The organism is Bradyrhizobium niftali (assembly GCF_004571025.1).
GTDB lineage: Bacteria > Pseudomonadota > Alphaproteobacteria > Rhizobiales > Xanthobacteraceae > Bradyrhizobium > Bradyrhizobium niftali.
Map to the genome: position 1 here is coordinate 16,384 of NZ_SPQT01000015.1, position 16,759 is coordinate 33,142.

Here is a 16,759-nt window from a genome sequence, read left to right on the forward strand (position 1 = left end):
GGCGTCGCTCTTCAACTCAACCAGAACTTCGGCGCCGCCGGCCCCGGCCGGCCGCCCTCACGCACCGGCACGATGCGATGACAGACTAAAACTCAAGACCCGCCAACCTCGCCGTGAACGGCAACATCGCCCGCTCGAACGTCGGAGGCTTGAAGCCCTTGTACTCTCGCTTGATCATCGCCTTGACCACCGCCAGATCCGGCTTGCTGTCAGGCGGTGGCACGGGGTTCTTGTCCGACCGAATGAAATCAGGTGCCGTGCCCGGCAATTTGTACAGGTTGAAATCGCTGCGGCGCGTCGCGAAGTCGGCCTGCAGGTAACCCTCCGCCATCATTGCGTCGGCCGGGGCCAGATAGAATCCGTCCTCGCGATAGGGGCCAAGCACCGAAAAGGTCCTGGAGCCTTTCGAGACACCGACCAACTCATGGCTCAGGCGAACCAGCTCGATATCCTTACCGCCGGCCCTGATGTGGACGCGGCGCAGGGGGAGCTCCGCTGCATCCTGGGTCACGACGCTCACGAGCACGAGCACATGCTTTGCAGTCGCAGCGTACTCCTCGGCAGTCATCGGCCAAGCGAAATCGATCGCCGAGCCCCGCGCCGCCTTTGGCACCATTCGGGCCGTCTCGTTGGCAGACTTCTCCAGCCGTTCCGCGATATCGGCAGGAGACACGGCCCCCTGGGCTGGCGGCCGTGGCTTGCTCATGATCTGCGCGAGCGCATCATTCGAGAGCAGCAGCAACAGCAGGATGGCAACGAGTCTCGGCATCACGGGCTCCCGGGTCAATTCAGGAATGCATCCAGAATGCGGGCTTCGCCGGCTCCAGCCGGCCGCCCACGCGCACCGGCGCGATGCGCAGTGCGAGGCCCGTTGCATCGTCGGTCTCGATCGCAACGCCGCTGAGCGTCGCCACACCCGCCGCCGGCTCGAAACGCCCCGACGGAATCCCCGACGTGAACCTCCGCAGCGGTTCTTCCTTCTGCATGCCGATGATGGAATCGTAGTCGCCGGTCATGCCGGCATCGGTCATGTAGGCGGTGCCGCCGGTGAGGATCTGGTGATCGGCGGTCGGCACATGGGTGTGGGTGCCGACGACGAGGCTGGCGCGGCCGTCGCAGAAGAAGCCGATGCCCTGCTTCTCGCTGGTCGCCTCGCAATGGAAATCGACGACGATGGCATCGGCGGCGACACCGAGCGGACAGGCGCCGAGCTCGCGCTCCAGCGCCGCAAAGGGATCGTCGAACGGGGTCATGAAGACGCGGCCCAAGGCATTGATGACCAGCGCATGCTTGCCGTTCTTGGTCTCGACCAAAGCGGCGCCGCGGCCGGGCGTGCCGCGCGGATAGTTTGCCGGCCGCACCAGGCGATCGGCGCGCTCGATGAACACCATGGCCTCGCGCTGGTCCCAGGAGTGATTGCCGAGCGTTACCGCGTCGGCGCCGGCATCGAGAAACTCGTGATAGATCGCCTCGGTGATGCCGAAGCCGCCGGCGGAATTTTCGCCGTTGACGACGACGAAATCGAGCGACCAGTCCTTGACCATGCCGGGCAGATATTCGGCGATGGCGTTGCGGCCGCTACGACCGACGACATCACCCACGAAGAGAATGCGCAACTTCAGAACTCCGGAAATCGAACACGTCCGATTCCGTTAGCACATAATCCAGCGCGACGTCGTGGGATAGTGCCGGAACCGCCTCGATCTCCTGCGCGGCAAAGGCAAGACCGATGCCGACGATTTGCTTGGTCTTGCGTAAGTGAGCGAAGGTGAAATCGTAATGCCCCGCACCGTAGCCGATGCGGTGGCCGAGGCGGTCGAAGGCCGCGAGCGGCGTCAGCATGATGTCGGGGATCACTTCGGCGGCGGCCGGCGACGGCTCGGGAATGCCGAGCGGACCGAGCATCAGCCGGTCGCTCGGATGAAAGATACGGAAGACCAGCGACTGGCCGCGCGCGGTGACGCAAGGCAGCGCCAGCCTTGCGCCCTCCTCGGCGAGCTTCCTCAAGAGCGGCATCGGATCGATCTCGCTGCGGATCGGCGAATAACCGGAGACGATGCTGCCCGGCAGCAGCTTGAACGGCAGTCCGCGCTTGGCGAGCTTGGTGGCCGCAGCGGTGCGCTTCTTCTCGCTCAGCGCGTCGCGTTTGGCGAGGGCCTTGGCACGGAGTTCGGCTTTGGAATTGGACATGCGCGCTTTCCCCCGAAGGCAGAGCCCGTCTGCCGTCATCGCCCGCGAAGGCGGGCGATCCAGTATTCCAGAGACGCCAGTTGCAAGAACCGAGACGCCGCGGCGTACTGGATGCCCCGGTCAAGCCGGGGCATGACACCGAGACTTTGATTGAACCGCAAGCGTGTCGGGGACGCAATTTCGACAAGCACAAACCAAGCAAACAAAAGTGCGAAGCCGCGGACGCCGTTGAAGCACTCGATCCCGGAGTTCCCTACGAAAGTAGGTGGGCACCATATGTCCGGGCCCACGGGCCCGGCCAGGGACAGTTCCCTAAAGGATCGATAAGGCCCCGGGGATATATGGCTCCGGACGCGCGTCGCAGCCTCGCCTGCGCAATGTAACAACGATACTGACGAATCACCAGAGCGATCCCACGTGGCCGCCGGGATACGGCGATAATGCTCGGCCTGCATGGTTCGAGACGCCCGCTTGGGGCGGGCTCCTCACCATGAGGGTCCAAGATGTCCCGCAAGCAAGACCTCATCCTGAGGAGCCCGCAAAAAGCGGGCGTCTCGAAGGATGGCCACTAAGGAAGACGCCAACGGTCAGCCGATCGCGATCCCGTTGCCGACGGTCCGGTTCAAGACCTGGGTCGATTTCTCGATGCGTTCGGCGGCGGCGTTCAACGCATTCACCACCGCGTTCTGCGTCATCCTGGCGCGCTCGACGGCGGCATTGCGGAAATCCCGCAGCTCGGTCAATTCCTGCTCCATGGCGCGGACGCGGTTGCCGGCGTCGACCAGTTCGTCGCAGACGGTCAGCGCCGCCATCACCGTGAGCCTGGCATCACCGATCTCGCCGAATTTTCCACGTAGTGACTGAATCCGCGTCTCCAGGCTTTCGGCGAGCTTGAGCAGCCGCACCTCCTGGCCCTCCTCGCAGGCCATGCGGTATTGCCGGCCATTGATGGTGACGTTGATGTGGCTCATCCATCCTCTCCGGTATCGAGCACCGAGCGTATCGTGACGATTGCGGAATCCAGCCGGTCGGAGATCTCGCGATTGGTGCGCTCCAGCTTGCGCGCCTTCACCAGCGCACCATCGAGCTCATCGGCAAGCCGCGAGCGGTCCGCGCCCAGTGCCTGGATTCGCGCAGCGAGTTCGTTCTCGTCGCGATCGGCATCGCGCCGCCGCTCGACCGCGCTTTCGAGCGCGTCGAGCGCCGCCATGAGCCTGCGGGTCGCGATCTCGATCTCGACGGCGGAGGACTCGGTCATGGCGGAACTGTTGGAAACGCGATCGTTCATGCGGTCAGCGGCGGACCTTGGTGGCCTTTGCATCGGGGCTTGCCGCCCAGCAAAAGACTCGGTTCGGCAAGCGGTTAGAAGCAGAAATTTACGTGGCAAGCTAGCAAATCGCAACGTCGCCGCGAAACTATGCACCGATAGATCGGCCCTCGGCATGCCGGCCGGCTGGTTCCCGATCTGCATGATCCGCGGCTGCGGCTTTTCCGGATCAGGCCGTACGCAACTTTTGCGGCCAAACCGGCGTTTGATTGCCTTGGACTCCCGGAACCGAGATGCTATCCAGCCCCCAACCTCCCGTGACCGCCAGGCTCGATCCAGCGCGGCGCACACGGCCATCAAGCACCTCATTCCAGACGGATTTTCATCATGATGCAGCTCGATGCCACCCGTATGGCCCATACGCAGGTCGACCACACCCGTATGGCCAACGCGATCCGCGGCCTTTCGATGGACGCTGTCGAGAAGGCGAAATCGGGTCATCCCGGCCTACCGATGGGCGCCGCCGACATCGCCACGGTGCTGTTCACGCAATTCCTGAAATTCGACGCCGCCGCGCCCGCCTGGCCGGACCGCGACCGCTTCGTGCTCTCGGCCGGCCACGGCTCGATGCTGCTCTATTCGCTGCTGTATCTCACCGGCAATGCCGAGATGACGCTGGACCAGCTCAAGCAGTTCCGCCAGCTCGGCGGGCTGACGCCTGGCCACCCCGAGAACTTCCACACCAAGGGCATCGAGACCACCACCGGTCCGCTCGGCCAGGGCATCTCGACCGCGGTCGGCATGGCGCTCGCCGAGAAGATGCTCGCCGCCGAGTTCGGCAAGAAGATCGTCGACCACCACACCTTCGTGCTCGCCTCCGACGGCGACCTGATGGAAGGCGTATCGCAGGAAGCGATCGCGATGGCCGGGCACTGGAAGCTCAACAAGCTGATCGTGCTCTACGACGACAACGGCATCTCGATCGACGGCCCGACCTCGCTCGCCGATTCCGTCGACCAGGTGAAGCGCTTCAAGTCCGCCGGCTGGGCCGCCGAGAAGATCGACGGCCAAGATCAGGCCGCGATCGCCGACGCCATCACCCGCGCCAAGAAGTCGAACAAGCCGACGCTGATCGCCTGCCGCACCACCATCGGCTTCGGCGCGCCGCACAAGGCCGGCACGTCGAAGGTGCATGGCGAAGCGCTCGGCGCCGAGGAGCTCAAGGCCGCCAAGGAAAATCTCGGCATCTCGCTCGAGCCGTTCTCGGTGCCCGACGACGTGCTGAAGGCCTGGCGCGCGGCCGGCAGCCGCGGCGCCGTGGCCCGCCAGGAATGGGAAGGACGGCTCGGTGAGCTCGGCAGCCGCAAGCGCGCCGAGTTCGAGCGCCGCCTGCGCCACGAGCGTCCGGCCTCGCTCGCAAAGGCGGTGCGCGCGTACAAGAAGGAGCTGCTGGAAAAGCCGCTGGTTGCGGCCACCCGCAAATCCTCGGAAGCCGTGATCGAGGTCATTGCCGGCGCGATGCCGATGGAGTTCCTCGCAGGCTCGGCCGACCTCACCGGCTCCAACAACAACAAGGCGAAGTCGGCGACCGCTTTCTCCGCCAAGACGCCGAAGGGCCGCTTCATCCATTACGGCATCCGCGAGCACGGCATGGCCGCCGCGATGAACGGCATCTTCCTGCACGGCGGCTTCGCGCCGAACGGCGCAACCTTCCTCGTGTTCACCGACTATGCGCGTCCGGCGATGCGCCTTGCCGCGCTGATGGGCACTGGTGTCGTCTACGTGATGACGCACGACTCCATCGGACTTGGCGAGGACGGCCCGACCCATCAGCCGGTCGAGCATCTCGCCGCGCTTCGCGCCATTCCCAACATGCGCGTGTTCCGTCCCTGCGACTCGATCGAGGTCGCCGAGTGCTGGGAGCTCGCGCTCAACCGCATCGACGGCCCGACCGTGCTGGCGCTGACGCGGCAGAACCTGCCGCAGCTCCGCACCACCGTGCCGAACGACAATCCTTGTGCGGCCGGCGCCTACGAGCTGGTTCCGGCGCAGGGCGAAGCCAAGGCGACGCTGTTCGCTTCCGGCTCCGAGGTCGAGATCGCGGTCGCCGCCCAGAAGCAGCTCGCCGAGCGCGGCATCGCGTCACGGGTGGTCTCGGTGCCCTCGCTCGAGCTGTTGTTAGCGCAACCAGAGGCGAAGCGCGCCGAGATCATCGGCAACGCGCCGGTGAAGGTCGCAATCGAGGCCGCCGTGCGCTGGGGCTGGGATGCCGTGATCGGCCAGGATGGCGAATTTGTCGGCATGCACTCCTTCGGCGCGAGCGCGCCGGCGAAGGACCTTTACAAGCATTTCGGCATTACCGCCGAGGCCGCGGTTAACGCCGTGCTGAAGCGCGTTTCCTGAGAGTTGAGCTTGCCAAAAAAAAGGACTACGTAACGTCCCATATGATCAAGCACCGCCCGGCCGAACCGGGCGTCCGCCCTAAAAAACCCTCGCTGACGCGTTAGCCGCGCGTCCGGCGGGATGACAACGGTCATTGAAGGAGACGAAAGATGGCAGTCCGCGTTGGAATCAACGGTTTTGGTCGTATCGGCCGCAACATCCTGCGGGCGATTGCCGAGTCAGGCCGCAAGGACATCGAGGTGGTCGGCATCAACGACCTCGGCCCGGTCGAGACCAACGCCCATCTGCTCCGTTTCGACAGCGTCCATGGCCGCTTCCCCGGCACCGTCACCGTCGACGGCGACTCGATCAGCCTCGGCAATGGCAAGATCAAGGTGACCGCCGAGCGCGATCCCTCGAAGCTGCCCTGGAAGGATCTCGGCGTCGACATCGCGATGGAATGCACCGGCATCTTCACCGCGAAGGACAAGGCCTCCGCGCATCTGACCGCCGGCGCCAAGCGCGTGCTGGTCTCCGCGCCCGCCGATGGCGCCGACGCCACCATCGTCTACGGCGTCAACCACGACACGCTGACCAAGGATCACATGGTCGTCTCCAACGGTTCCTGCACCACCAACTGCCTCGCGCCGGTGGCCAAGGTGCTGAACGATCTCGTCGGCATCGAGACCGGCTTCATGACCACGATCCACGCCTATACCGGCGACCAGCCGACGCTGGACACCATGCACAAGGATCTCTATCGCGGCCGTGCGGCGGCGATGTCGATGATCCCGACCTCGACCGGCGCCGCCAAGGCGATCGGTCTCGTGCTCCCCGAGTTGAAGGGCAAGCTCGACGGCGTCGCGATCCGCGTGCCGACCCCGAACGTCTCGGTGGTCGACCTCAAGATCATTGCCAAGCGCGCCACCGACGTGAAGGAAATCAACGCGGCGATGAAGCGCGCCAGCGAGCAGCAGCTCAAGGGCATTCTCGGCTACACCAACGCGCCGAACGTCTCGATCGACTTCAACCACGATCCGCACTCCTCGACCTTCCACGAGGACCAGACCAAGGTGCAGAACGGCACGCTGGTGCGCGTGATGTCCTGGTACGACAACGAGTGGGGCTTCTCGAACCGCATGGCCGACACCGCCGTTGCGTTCGCGAAGGTGATCTAAGCAAGGTCTCGTGTCCCGGACGCGGCGCAGCGTGGCCTCACGATGCGCCGCAGAGCCGGGACTCATGTCTCACCCCGCGTAGGTCCCGGTTCGGCACAGCGGCACTTCGCGCCGCAGTGCGCCCGGGACAAGAGAGTGTCCGATGGCAAACAAATTCCGCACCCTCGACGACGTCGACGTGAAGGGCAAACGCGTGCTGCTGCGCGTCGACCTTAACGTGCCCATGGAGAACGGGCGCGTCAGCGACGCAACGCGGCTCGAGCGCGTCGCGCCGACCATCGCCGAGCTCTCGGACAAGGGCGGCAAGGTGATCCTGCTCGCGCATTTCGGCCGGCCGAAGGGACGCGACGCCAAGGAGTCGCTCAAGCCCGTCGCCGAGGCGCTGTCGAAGGTGGTGAAGAAGCCGGTCGCGTTTGCCGACGACTGCATCGGCGAGCCCGCGGCCTCGGCCGTGGCGGCACTCGAGGATGGCGACATCCTCTGTCTGGAAAACACCCGCTTCCACAAGGAAGAGGAAAAGAACGATCCCGCCTTCGTCGTGGAATTGGCCAAGCTCGGCGACATCTGGGTCAATGACGCGTTCTCGGCCGCGCACCGCGCCCACGCCTCGACCGAGGGCCTCGGCCACAAGCTGCCGGGCTATGCAGGCCGCACCATGCAGGCCGAGCTCGATGCGCTGGAGAAGGCGCTGGGCTCGCCGACCAAGCCGGTCATCGCGATCATCGGCGGCGCCAAGGTCTCGACCAAGATCGACCTGCTCGAAAACCTCGTCAGCAAGGTCGACGCACTCGTGATCGGCGGCGGCATGGCCAACACCTTCCTGCACGCCCAGGGCGTCGGAATCGGCAAGTCGCTGGCCGAGAAGGATCTCGCGCCGACCGCGCTGCGGATCATGGAAAAGGCGGAAGCCGCCAACTGCGCCATCATCCTGCCGGTCGACGCCACGGTTGCCTATCATTTCGCGGCGAACGCGCCCTCCCACGCCTACGGCCTCGATGCGATCCCGGCCGACGGCATGATCCTCGACGTCGGCCCGCAATCGGTCGCGCGCGTCCACGCCGCGATCGACGATGCGGCGACGCTGGTCTGGAACGGGCCGTTAGGGGCCTTCGAGATGCAGCCGTTCGACCGCGGCACGGTCGCGGCCGCCAAGCACGCCGCCGAGCGCACCAGGGCGAAAAAGCTGATCTCGATCGCGGGCGGCGGCGACACCGTCGCGGCCCTCAACCAGGCCCATGTGGCCGGTGACTTCACCTATGTCTCGACCGCCGGTGGCGCATTTCTTGAATGGATGGAAGGCAAGCCACTGCCCGGCGTCGAGGTCCTGCGCGTCAAGTAGTCAGTCGACAAGTAGCTAGCGGGGCCCTGAAGGCCCAAACCGGAGAAAAAGACACATGGCTCGGATCACGTTACGTCAATTGCTCGACCATGCGGCTGAGAACGATTACGGCGTACCGGCCTTCAACATCAACAACATGGAACAGGCGCTGGCGATCATGGACGCCGCCAACCAGGTCGATGCGCCCGTCATCATCCAGGCCTCGCGCGGTGCGCGCTCCTACGCCAACGACGTCATGCTCAAGCACATGATGGACGCGGTGACCGAGATCTATCCGCACATCCCGGTCTGCGTGCATCTCGACCATGGCAACGAGCCCGCGACCTGCATGACCGCGATCCAGGCCGGTTTCACCTCGGTGATGATGGACGGCTCGCTCAAGGCCGACGGCAAGACCCCCGGCGACTGGGGCTACAATGTCGGCGTCACCAAGACCGTGACCGACATGGCCCATCTCGGCGGCATCTCCGTCGAGGGCGAGCTTGGCGTGCTCGGCTCGCTCGAGACCGGCATGGGCGACAAGGAAGACGGCCACGGCGCCGAAGGCAAGCTGAGCCACGACCAGCTCCTGACCAATCCGGACGAGGCCGTGAAGTTCGTCCAGGAGACCAGGGTCGACGCGCTCGCGATCGCGATGGGGACGTCTCACGGTGCTTACAAATTTACCCGCAAGCCGGACGGCGACATCCTCGCCATGAACGTGATCGAGGAGATCCACCGCAAGCTGCCGAACACGCATCTCGTCATGCACGGCTCGTCCTCGGTGCCGCAGGACCTCCAGGACATCATCAACACCTATGGCGGCAAGATGAAGCCGACCTGGGGCGTGCCGGTCGCCGAGATCCAGCGCGGCATCAAGAACGGCGTGCGCAAGATCAACATCGACACCGACAACCGCATGGCGATGACCGGCCAGATCCGGAAGGTGCTGAAGGACAATCCGGAAGAGTTCGACCCGCGCAAGTACCTGAAGCCGGCGATGGAAGCGATGACCAAGCTGTGCAAGCAGCGGCTCCAGGAGTTCAACACCGCAGGGCAGGCCTCCAAGATCAAGAAGGTCCTGACCACCGCCGAGATGGCCAAGCGCTACGCCAAGGGCGAGCTCAACCCCCGGGTCGCGTAGCGATCCCCGCGTCGCGTAACGATCCCCGCGTCGCGTAGCGATCGCGCGGTGGCGTGATCCAGTACACGCCCTCTCCGTCATTCCGGGGCGCCGCAAAGCGGCGAGCCCGGAATCCATAACCACAGCCTGGGGTTATGGATTCCGGGCCTGCGCCTTCCGGCGCATCCCGGAATGACGACCTTTCTTGCGGCACGACATTCCCTCCCGCCCCTTTACCCTGCGACGAACGTTAACTCGGCAATTGCCCGAGAACGGTCTATTTTCACGGGCAAGGGCAGAATCGTTTTGGGAGGACCTCTCGATGAATCTGACTGAGCTCAACAGGATCGCGACCGCCATGGTCGCGCCCGGCAAGGGCATTCTTGCCGCCGACGAATCCTCCGGCACCATCAAGAAGCGCTTCGACGCGATCGGCGTGGAATCGACGGAATCAAACCGCCGCGACTACCGCGAGATGCTGTTCCGATCCAGGGAAGCCATGAGCCAGTACATCTCCGGCGTGATCCTCTATGACGAGACGATCTGGCAGGATGCGAAGGACGGCACGCCGCTGGTGAAGCTGATCGAGAGTAGCGGCGCCATCCCCGGCATCAAGGTCGACGAAGGCACGCAAGCCCTGCCGATGTGCCCGGGCGAACTTGTCACCGTCGGGCTCGACAAGCTCGCCGAACGGCTGAAGAAGTATTACGAGCGCGGCGCGCGCTTTGCCAAATGGCGCGCAGTGATCGACATCGGCAGCGGCACTGACGGCCGGGGCATCCCCTCGATGACCGCGATCGGCGTCAACGCCCACGCGCTGGCGCGCTATGCCGCGCTGTGCCAGGCCGCGCAGATCGTGCCGATCGTCGAGCCGGAGGTGCTGATGGACGGCGACCACGACATCGACCGCTGCTATGAAGTAACCCAGCGCGTGCTCAACAAGACCTTCCAGGAATTGCGCGTGCAGCGCGTCGCGCTCGAAGGCATGGTACTGAAACCGAACATGGCGATCTCAGGCAAGAAGTGCGCGAAGCAGGCCTCCGTCGAGGACGTCGCGGAGAAGACGATACGGCTGCTCAAGGCCTGCGTGCCGGCCGCCGTGCCCGGCATCGCCTTCCTCTCCGGCGGCCAGTCCGACGAAGAGGCAACGGCGCATCTCAACGCCATGCACAAGCTCGGCCCGCTGCCCTGGGGCCTGACCTTCTCCTACGGCCGCGCGCTGCAGGCCGCGCCGCAGAAGGCCTGGTCGGGCAAGGCCGAGAACGTCGCGGCCGGCCAGCGCGCCTTCAGCCATCGTGCACGAATGAACGGCCTCGCCTCCAAGGGCGAATGGCAAAGCAGCCTGGAAAAGAAAGCGGCCTAGACCTTGTCGAACAAATCGCCTCCGCCGCGCCCGGCGCCGCGCCTATATCTCGCGACGCCTGTCGTCGATGACCCGGCTTCGCTCGTCGCCGAACTGCCGGGCCTGCTCGCCTCGGCCGACGTCGCGGCCGTGCTGGTGCGGCTGAAGGAGACCGACCAGCGCACCATGATCTCGTGGATCAAGGCACTCGCGCCGCCGGTCCAGAAGGCCGGCGCCGCACTGCTGATCGACGGCCATGCCGAACTGGTCGCGCGCGGTGGCGCCGACGGCGCGCACCTGCCCGGCATCGCCGCGCTGAAAGAGGCCCTGCCATCGCTCAAGCCCGATCGCATCGCCGGCGTCGGCGGGCTGACGACGCGGCACCATTCCATGGATGCGGGCGAGATGGGCGCGGACTATTTGCTGTTCGGCGAGCCCGACGCGAAGGGCCAGCGGCCGTCGTCCCAGGCGATTGCCGAGCGGCTGGACTGGTGGGCCGAGCTGTTCGAGCCGCCCTGCGTCGGCTTTGCGACCTCGCTGGAAGAGGCCTACGACTTCGCCGCCAGCGGCGCCGATTTCGTGCTGGTCGGCGAGTTCATCTGGGCCGATCCGCGCGGGGCCAAGGCCGCGCTGATCGAGGCCGACGCTGCGATCAAGAAGGCCCATGCGACCGCGCCTGCAAGCCAAAATCCTGCGGGCGAGCACGGCTAGCGCCCGACATGAAGCTCCCGCGCATCACCATCCTGGCCACGCTGCTGCTCACAGCGCCCGCGGCCGCGCAACTCCAGATCACGCCGCCGGCCACAACGCCGAGCCCGCCCGCCGAAAAGCAGAAAGCCAAGCCACCCGCGCCCGCCAAGAAGAAGGAGGCCGCGCCGGCGCCTAAGCCGTCTGCCTCGCCCAAGCCGGCGCTGCCCGCGACCGTGATCCCGGCGCCTCCGACCGACAATTCCAATGTCGACCTGGTGTATGGCGCCTATCAGCGCGGCCAGTACAAGACCGCGTTCGAGCTCGCCACCGCCCGCGCGCAGGCCGGCGATCCCAAGGCGATGACAATGCTCGGCGAGCTCTACTCCAACGCCATGGGCATCCGCCGCGACTACGCCAAGGCGCTGGAATGGTACAAGCGCGCTGCGGACGCCGGCGACCGCGAGGCGATGTTTGCACTCGCCATGCTGCGCATCTCCGGCCGCGGCGGCCCCGTCGACAAGGGCGAGGCGGTGAAGCTGATGGCCTCCGCCGCCAAGCTCGGCGAGCCCAAGGCGGCCTATAACCTCGCTCTGCTCTATCTCGACGGCCAGACCCTGCCGCAGGACGTCAAGCGTTCCGCCGAGCTGCTGCGCCAGGCCGCCGATGCCGGCCTGCCCGAGGCGCAATACGCGCTGGCGACCTTCTACAAGGAAGGCACCGGCGTGCCGAAGGACCCCGAAAGGGCGGTGCGGCTGCTCCAGGCGGCCTCGCTGACCGACAATGTCGATGCCGAGGTCGAATATGCCATAGCGCTGTTCAACGGCACCGGCACGCCGAAGAACCAACCGGCGGCTGTCGCGTTGCTCCGCAAGGCGTCCCGCCAGGGCAGCGCGATCGCGCAGAACCGACTGGCCTGGGTGCTGATCAACGGCATGGGCACGTCCGTGGACAAGGTCGAGGGGTTCAAATGGCACCTGGTGGCGAAGACCGCCGGCAAGGGCGATCCGGAGCTCGACAAGCAATTGTCCGATCTGCCGGCCGAGGACCGGGCCAAGGCGGAGGCCGCCGCCAGGAAATGGCTCGGGACCAAATGACTTGACGCAATGACTTGACGTTAGCTCCCTCACAGGGCACCCAATCCCCCAAACAGGCGCGTTTTCGCGCCATTTCCCCCGATCAAGACCGGAAGCTCATGCTGTATTCCGCAACTATCAACGTCATGGTCAAGGCCGCGCGCCGCGCCGGCCGCAGCCTCAAGCGCGATCTCGGCGAGATCGAGCATCTCCAGGTCTCGCTGAAGGGGCCGGCCAATTTCGTCTCGCTCGCCGACAAGCGCGCCGAGGAGATCCTCTACCAGGACCTCGCCAAGGCCCGGCCCGGCTACGGCTTCATCGGCGAAGAGGGCGGCACCCGCGAGGGCACCGACAAGAGCCACACCTGGATCGTCGATCCCCTCGACGGCACCACCAACTTCCTGCACGGCATCCCGCAATTCGCCATTTCGATCGGCCTCGTACGCGAGGGCACGGTGATCGCCGGCGTGATCTACAACCCCGCCAATGACGAGCTCTACATCGCCGAGCGCGGCAAGGGTGCCTTCCTCAACGACCAGCGCCTGCGCGTGGCCGGCCGCCGCCAGCTCAACGAATGCGTGGTGGCCTGCGGCCTGCCCCATATCGGCCGCGGCGACCACGAGGAATTCCGCCGCGAGATGACCGCGATCCAGGACCGCGTCGCGGGCCTGCGCCGCTTCGGTGCCGCCTCCCTCGACCTCGCCTTCGTCGCCGCCGGCCGCCTCGACGGCTACTGGGAGCGCGATCTCCAGTCCTGGGACATCGCCGCCGGCATGATCATGGTGCGCGAGGCAGGCGGAACGGTGAGCGACATCGCGACGCCGGGCGATCCGCTGGTGACCGGGCACGTCGTGTGCGGCAATGAGTTCGTGCACGGGGAATTGGTGAAGGTTTTGCGGAAGTAAGCGAAGGCCAAGGCCTCGCCTCGCACTCCGCTGTCATCATCCGCGAAAGCGGATGATCCAGTATTCCAGAGACGTTCGTGGGATACGGAGAGGCCGCGGCGTACTGGATGCCCGCCTTCGCGGGCATGACAGCGTGCCTTATGGCTTCACCGGCGCCGGCGGCCCGTAGGCCTCGCCTTCCTCCGCCACCGTCTCCCGATCACCCGCCAGTACGCGCTGCACCGAGACGAAGAACACCGGCACCATCAGCAGCGCCAAAATCACCACCGCGATCATGCCGCCCATCACGATGCTGCCGAGCGCTTGCTGGCTGGCGCCGCCGGCGCCGTGGGCGATGGCCATCGGCAGCACGCCGCAGATGAAGGCAAGGCCGGTCATCAGGATCGGGCGGAAGCGCAGGCGGCAGGCCTCGATGGTGGCGTCCACCAGCGGCTTGCCTTCCTTGCGCAGGTCCTTGGCGAACTCGATGATCAGGATCGCGTCCTTCGCGGCGAGGCCGATGATGGTGATCAGGCCGACGGTGAAATAGACGTCGTTGGGCAGCCCCCGCAGCATCGCCGCGATCACCGCGCCGACGATGCCGAGCGGCACGGTGAGCAGCACCGCGAGCGGAATCGTCCAGCTTTCGTAGAGCGCGGCGAGGCACAGGAACACCACGAACACCGACAGCGCCAGCAGGAACGGCGCCTGCGAGCCCGACAGCTTCTCCTGGAGTGACTGGCCGGTCCATTCATAGCCGAAGCCGCGCGGCAATTTGCCGGCGAGGCGCTCCATCTCGGCGATGGCGTCGCCCGAGGTGAAGCCGGGCCTGGCTTCGCCGGAGATGCGCACCGCCGGATAATAGTTGAAGCCGGCGATCTGCGTCGGGCCGCGCGCCCATTCCACCGTGGTGAAGGACGAGAACGGCACGAGCTGGCCGCGGCTGTTCTTGACGTTGTAGTTGAGGATGTCCTCGGTGCGCATGCGGTCGCGGGCGTCGGCCTGCACCACGACGCGCTGCATGCGGCCGCGGTTGGGGAAGTCGTTGATGTAGTTCGAGCCGAGATTGGTCGAGATCGTGTTGTTGATGTCCTCGAAGGTGACGCCGAAGGCGCCGGCCTTCTCGCGGTCGATCACGAGATTGACCACGCCGGCCTCGGGCAGACCCTCGACATAGACCTTCTGCAGCACCGCACTGGCATTGGCCTCCGCGATCAGCTGGTCTGCGGCGCGCATCAGGGCCGGATAGCCCTTCTGGCCGCGGTCCTGGAGACGGAACGAGAAGCCCGAGGAGTTGCCGAGATTGTCGATCGGCGGCGGCTGCAGCGCCGAGATCTTCGCGTCGCGGATCGACGACGACAGATCCCGGTTGATGTCGGCGACGATCGCGGCGGCCGAATCCTTCGGCCCGCGCTCGGACCAGTCCTTCAAGGTAATGAAGGCCTGCGCGGTGTTCATGCCCTGACCGGAGAAGCTGAAGCCGGTGAGGAAGGTCACGTTGTCGACGCCGGGCCGCTGCGCCAGATATTTTTCGACCTTCTCGATCACGGCTTCGGTGCGGGGGTAGGACGAGTCCGACGGCGTCTGCACGTCGGTGGTGACGAAGCCCTGGTCGTCGACAGGCAGGAAGCCGCCGGGCAGGTTGACGAAGGCCCAGGACAGGCCGACCAGCAGCGCGACATAGACCAGCATGAGGCGGCCGGTGCGCTTCAGCGAGAAGCCGACGGTGCGGGAATAGCCTTCCCTGCCGCCTTCGAGCATGCGGTTGAACCAGCCGAACACGCCCTTCTTCGCATGGCCGTGGCCGGCCGCGACGGGCTTGAGCAGGGTCGCGCACAGCGCCGGCGTCAGCGACAGCGCGAGGAAGGCGGAGAAGCCGATCGCGGCCACCATGGTCACCGAGAACTGGCGGTAGATGATGCCGACCGAGCCCGGGAAGAACGCCATCGGCACGAACACCGCCATCAGCACCAGCGTGATGCCTATGATGGCGCCGGATATCTGCGACATCGCCTTGCGCGTCGCCTCCTTCGGCGGCAGCCCCTCCTCGCTCATGATGCGCTCGACGTTCTCGACCACGACGATGGCGTCGTCGACGAGGATGCCGACCGCGAGCACCATGCCGAACATCGAGAGCATGTTGATGGAATAGCCGGCGAGCAGCAGCGTGGTGCAGGCGCCCAGAAGCGCCACCGGCACCACGATGGTCGGAATGATGGTGTAGCGGATGTTCTGGAGGAACAGGAACATCACCACGAACACCAGCACCACCGCTTCGACCAGCGTCGACAGCACCTTCTTGATCGAGGCCTCGACCACGGGCGTGATGTTGTAGGGGATCTCGTAGGAGATGTTGGCCGGGAAGAAGCGCGACAGCTCCTTCATCTTCTCTTCGACCGCGCTCGCGGTCGCCAGCGCATTGCCGGTCGGCGACATCAGCACGGAGAGGCCCGCGGTCGGCTTGCCGTCGAGGCGGGTGTTGAACTGGTAGCTGAGGCCGCCGACCTCGATGCGCGCGACGTCGCGCAGGCGCACGGTCGAACCGTCGGCATTGGCGCGCAGGATGATGGCGCCGAATTCGTCGGGCGAGGAGAGCTGGCCCTTGACCAGCACCAGCGAGGAGGTGCGCTGGGTCGACGTCGACGGCTCGGCCCCGATGCTGCCCGAGGCGACCTGCGCATTCTGCGCCGATATCGCCTTGTTGACGTCGTCGGCGGTCAGTCCATAGCCGACGAGCTTGGCCGGATCGACCCAGACGCGCAAGCTGCGCTCGGTCGAATAGAGCGTGGCGCGGCCGACGCCGGGGATGCGGCGGATCTCGCCGAGCACGTTGCGGATCATGAAGTCGCCGAGGCCGACCTCGTCGAGGCTGCCGTCGGTCGAGTTCAGCGTGATGATCTGGAGCACCGCGCTCGAGGCTTCCTCGATCAGAATGCCCTGCTGGATCACCGCGCGCGGCAGGCGCGCCTCGACGCGCTTGATGCGGTTCTGCACCTCGACGGACGCCGCGCTGGTATCGGTGCCCGGCACGAAATTGGCGATGATCTCGACCTGGCCGAGCGAGTCGCTGGTGGATTCGAAATTGAGAATGCCGGAGGCGCCGTTGAGCTCCTCCTCGATCAGGCGCGTGACGCTGTTGTAGAGGTTTTCCGGCGAGGCGCCGGGATAGCTGGTCGAGATCGAGATCGAGGGCGGCGCGATGATCGGATATTGCGCGATCGGCAACAGCGGCACCGAGATCGCGCCGATCAGGCAGATGAAAAGCGCGACCACCCAGGCGAAGATCGGCCTGTCGATGAAGAAACTCGGCAT

The 16,759-nt window shown here is 65.8% G+C and carries 14 protein-coding genes and 1 other RNA gene; 8 read left to right on the forward strand and 7 right to left on the reverse strand.

From position 1 onward, the window contains the following. Nucleotides 1-85: 85 nt before the first annotated feature. The 6 genes from E4K65_RS24145 to E4K65_RS24170 all read right to left on the reverse strand — a co-directional run bounded on the left by E4K65_RS24145 (nucleotide 86) and on the right by E4K65_RS24170 (nucleotide 3,478). Nucleotides 86-787 carry a hypothetical protein gene (locus tag E4K65_RS24145; protein WP_135176282.1) on the reverse strand — a complete coding sequence of 234 codons (702 nt, stop codon included), beginning with the start codon at nucleotides 785-787 and terminating at the stop codon, nucleotides 86-88. 1 nt (nucleotide 788) lies between these two features. After that, nucleotides 789-1,616, reverse strand: a complete 828-nt coding sequence (locus E4K65_RS24150) for a TIGR00282 family metallophosphoesterase (protein ID WP_167771094.1) — start codon at nucleotides 1,614-1,616, stop codon at nucleotides 789-791. After that, nucleotides 1,594-2,190 carry a 5-formyltetrahydrofolate cyclo-ligase gene (locus tag E4K65_RS24155; RefSeq protein ID WP_027544174.1) on the reverse strand — a complete coding sequence of 199 codons (597 nt, stop codon included), beginning with the start codon at nucleotides 2,188-2,190 and terminating at the stop codon, nucleotides 1,594-1,596. Before E4K65_RS24155 ends, E4K65_RS24150 begins: the two co-directional genes overlap by 23 nt. 209 nt (nucleotides 2,191-2,399) lie before the next feature. Next, a non-coding RNA gene (gene ssrS, locus E4K65_RS24160) (6S RNA) lies at nucleotides 2,400-2,560 on the reverse strand. Nucleotides 2,561-2,777: 217 nt separating this feature from the next. Continuing rightward, the gene (locus tag E4K65_RS24165) at nucleotides 2,778-3,161 is read right to left on the reverse strand and encodes a cell division protein ZapA (protein WP_027544175.1); all 384 of its coding nucleotides are present in this window, start codon (nucleotides 3,159-3,161) and stop codon (nucleotides 2,778-2,780) included. Then, nucleotides 3,158-3,478 carry a DUF4164 domain-containing protein gene (locus E4K65_RS24170; protein ID WP_020608063.1) on the reverse strand — a complete coding sequence of 107 codons (321 nt, stop codon included), beginning with the start codon at nucleotides 3,476-3,478 and terminating at the stop codon, nucleotides 3,158-3,160. Before E4K65_RS24170 ends, E4K65_RS24165 begins: the two co-directional genes overlap by 4 nt. 366 nt (nucleotides 3,479-3,844) lie before the next feature. Between E4K65_RS24170 and tkt the strand changes: the two genes are divergently transcribed. The 8 genes from tkt to E4K65_RS24210 all read left to right on the forward strand — a co-directional run bounded on the left by tkt (nucleotide 3,845) and on the right by E4K65_RS24210 (nucleotide 13,468). Beyond that, nucleotides 3,845-5,860 (forward strand): transketolase, encoded by a 2,016-nt coding sequence (gene tkt / locus E4K65_RS24175; RefSeq protein WP_135176283.1) that lies wholly within the window; start codon nucleotides 3,845-3,847, stop codon nucleotides 5,858-5,860. A 149-nt stretch (nucleotides 5,861-6,009) separates the two neighbouring features. Next, nucleotides 6,010-7,017: a type I glyceraldehyde-3-phosphate dehydrogenase gene (gene gap, locus E4K65_RS24180; RefSeq protein ID WP_135176284.1), complete on the forward strand. Its 1,008-nt coding sequence runs from the start codon at nucleotides 6,010-6,012 to the stop codon at nucleotides 7,015-7,017. Nucleotides 7,018-7,159: 142 nt separating this feature from the next. Continuing rightward, a complete protein-coding gene (locus tag E4K65_RS24185) occupies nucleotides 7,160-8,356 on the forward strand; it encodes a phosphoglycerate kinase (protein WP_135176285.1) in 1,197 nt (398 codons plus the stop codon). Nucleotides 8,357-8,411: 55 nt separating this feature from the next. Beyond that, on the forward strand, nucleotides 8,412-9,479 hold the full coding sequence (gene fba, locus E4K65_RS24190; RefSeq protein ID WP_092186765.1) for a class II fructose-bisphosphate aldolase: 1,068 nt from the start codon (nucleotides 8,412-8,414) through the stop codon (nucleotides 9,477-9,479). A gap of 301 nt (nucleotides 9,480-9,780) precedes the next feature. Beyond that, complete coding sequence (locus E4K65_RS24195) at nucleotides 9,781-10,821, forward strand: class I fructose-bisphosphate aldolase (RefSeq protein ID WP_135176286.1); 1,041 nt, start codon at nucleotides 9,781-9,783, stop codon at nucleotides 10,819-10,821. A 3-nt stretch (nucleotides 10,822-10,824) separates the two neighbouring features. Further along, nucleotides 10,825-11,511, forward strand: a complete 687-nt coding sequence (locus E4K65_RS24200; protein ID WP_135176287.1) for a thiamine phosphate synthase — start codon at nucleotides 10,825-10,827, stop codon at nucleotides 11,509-11,511. An 8-nt stretch (nucleotides 11,512-11,519) separates the two neighbouring features. After that, nucleotides 11,520-12,584, forward strand: coding sequence for a tetratricopeptide repeat protein (locus E4K65_RS24205; protein WP_135176288.1), 1,065 nt, complete (start codon nucleotides 11,520-11,522; stop codon nucleotides 12,582-12,584). Nucleotides 12,585-12,682: 98 nt separating this feature from the next. Then, on the forward strand, nucleotides 12,683-13,468 hold the full coding sequence (locus E4K65_RS24210; protein ID WP_135176289.1) for an inositol monophosphatase family protein: 786 nt from the start codon (nucleotides 12,683-12,685) through the stop codon (nucleotides 13,466-13,468). 138 nt (nucleotides 13,469-13,606) lie between these two features. Here E4K65_RS24210 and E4K65_RS24215 read toward each other — a convergent pair whose 3' ends face one another. Then, complete coding sequence (locus E4K65_RS24215; RefSeq protein WP_135176290.1) at nucleotides 13,607-16,759, reverse strand: multidrug efflux RND transporter permease subunit; 3,153 nt, start codon at nucleotides 16,757-16,759, stop codon at nucleotides 13,607-13,609.

Bases quoted from the DNA above. Each gene is read 5' to 3' on its own strand.
- E4K65_RS24155 (WP_027544174.1), bottom strand. From the start codon at position 2,190: ATGTCCAATTCCAAAGCCGAACTCCGTGCCAAGGCCCTCGCCAAACGC.
- E4K65_RS24165 (WP_027544175.1), bottom strand. From the start codon at position 3,161: ATGAGCCACATCAACGTCACCATCAATGGCCGGCAATACCGCATGGCC.
- E4K65_RS24170 (WP_020608063.1), bottom strand. From the start codon at position 3,478: ATGAACGATCGCGTTTCCAACAGTTCCGCCATGACCGAGTCCTCCGCC.
- tkt (WP_135176283.1), top strand. From the start codon at position 3,845: ATGATGCAGCTCGATGCCACCCGTATGGCCCATACGCAGGTCGACCAC.
- gap (WP_135176284.1), top strand. From the start codon at position 6,010: ATGGCAGTCCGCGTTGGAATCAACGGTTTTGGTCGTATCGGCCGCAAC.
- E4K65_RS24185 (WP_135176285.1), top strand. From the start codon at position 7,160: ATGGCAAACAAATTCCGCACCCTCGACGACGTCGACGTGAAGGGCAAA.
- fba (WP_092186765.1), top strand. From the start codon at position 8,412: ATGGCTCGGATCACGTTACGTCAATTGCTCGACCATGCGGCTGAGAAC.
- E4K65_RS24195 (WP_135176286.1), top strand. From the start codon at position 9,781: ATGAATCTGACTGAGCTCAACAGGATCGCGACCGCCATGGTCGCGCCC.
- E4K65_RS24205 (WP_135176288.1), top strand. From the start codon at position 11,520: ATGAAGCTCCCGCGCATCACCATCCTGGCCACGCTGCTGCTCACAGCG.
- E4K65_RS24210 (WP_135176289.1), top strand. From the start codon at position 12,683: ATGCTGTATTCCGCAACTATCAACGTCATGGTCAAGGCCGCGCGCCGC.
- E4K65_RS24215 (WP_135176290.1), bottom strand. From the start codon at position 16,759: ATGCCGAGTTTCTTCATCGACAGGCCGATCTTCGCCTGGGTGGTCGCG.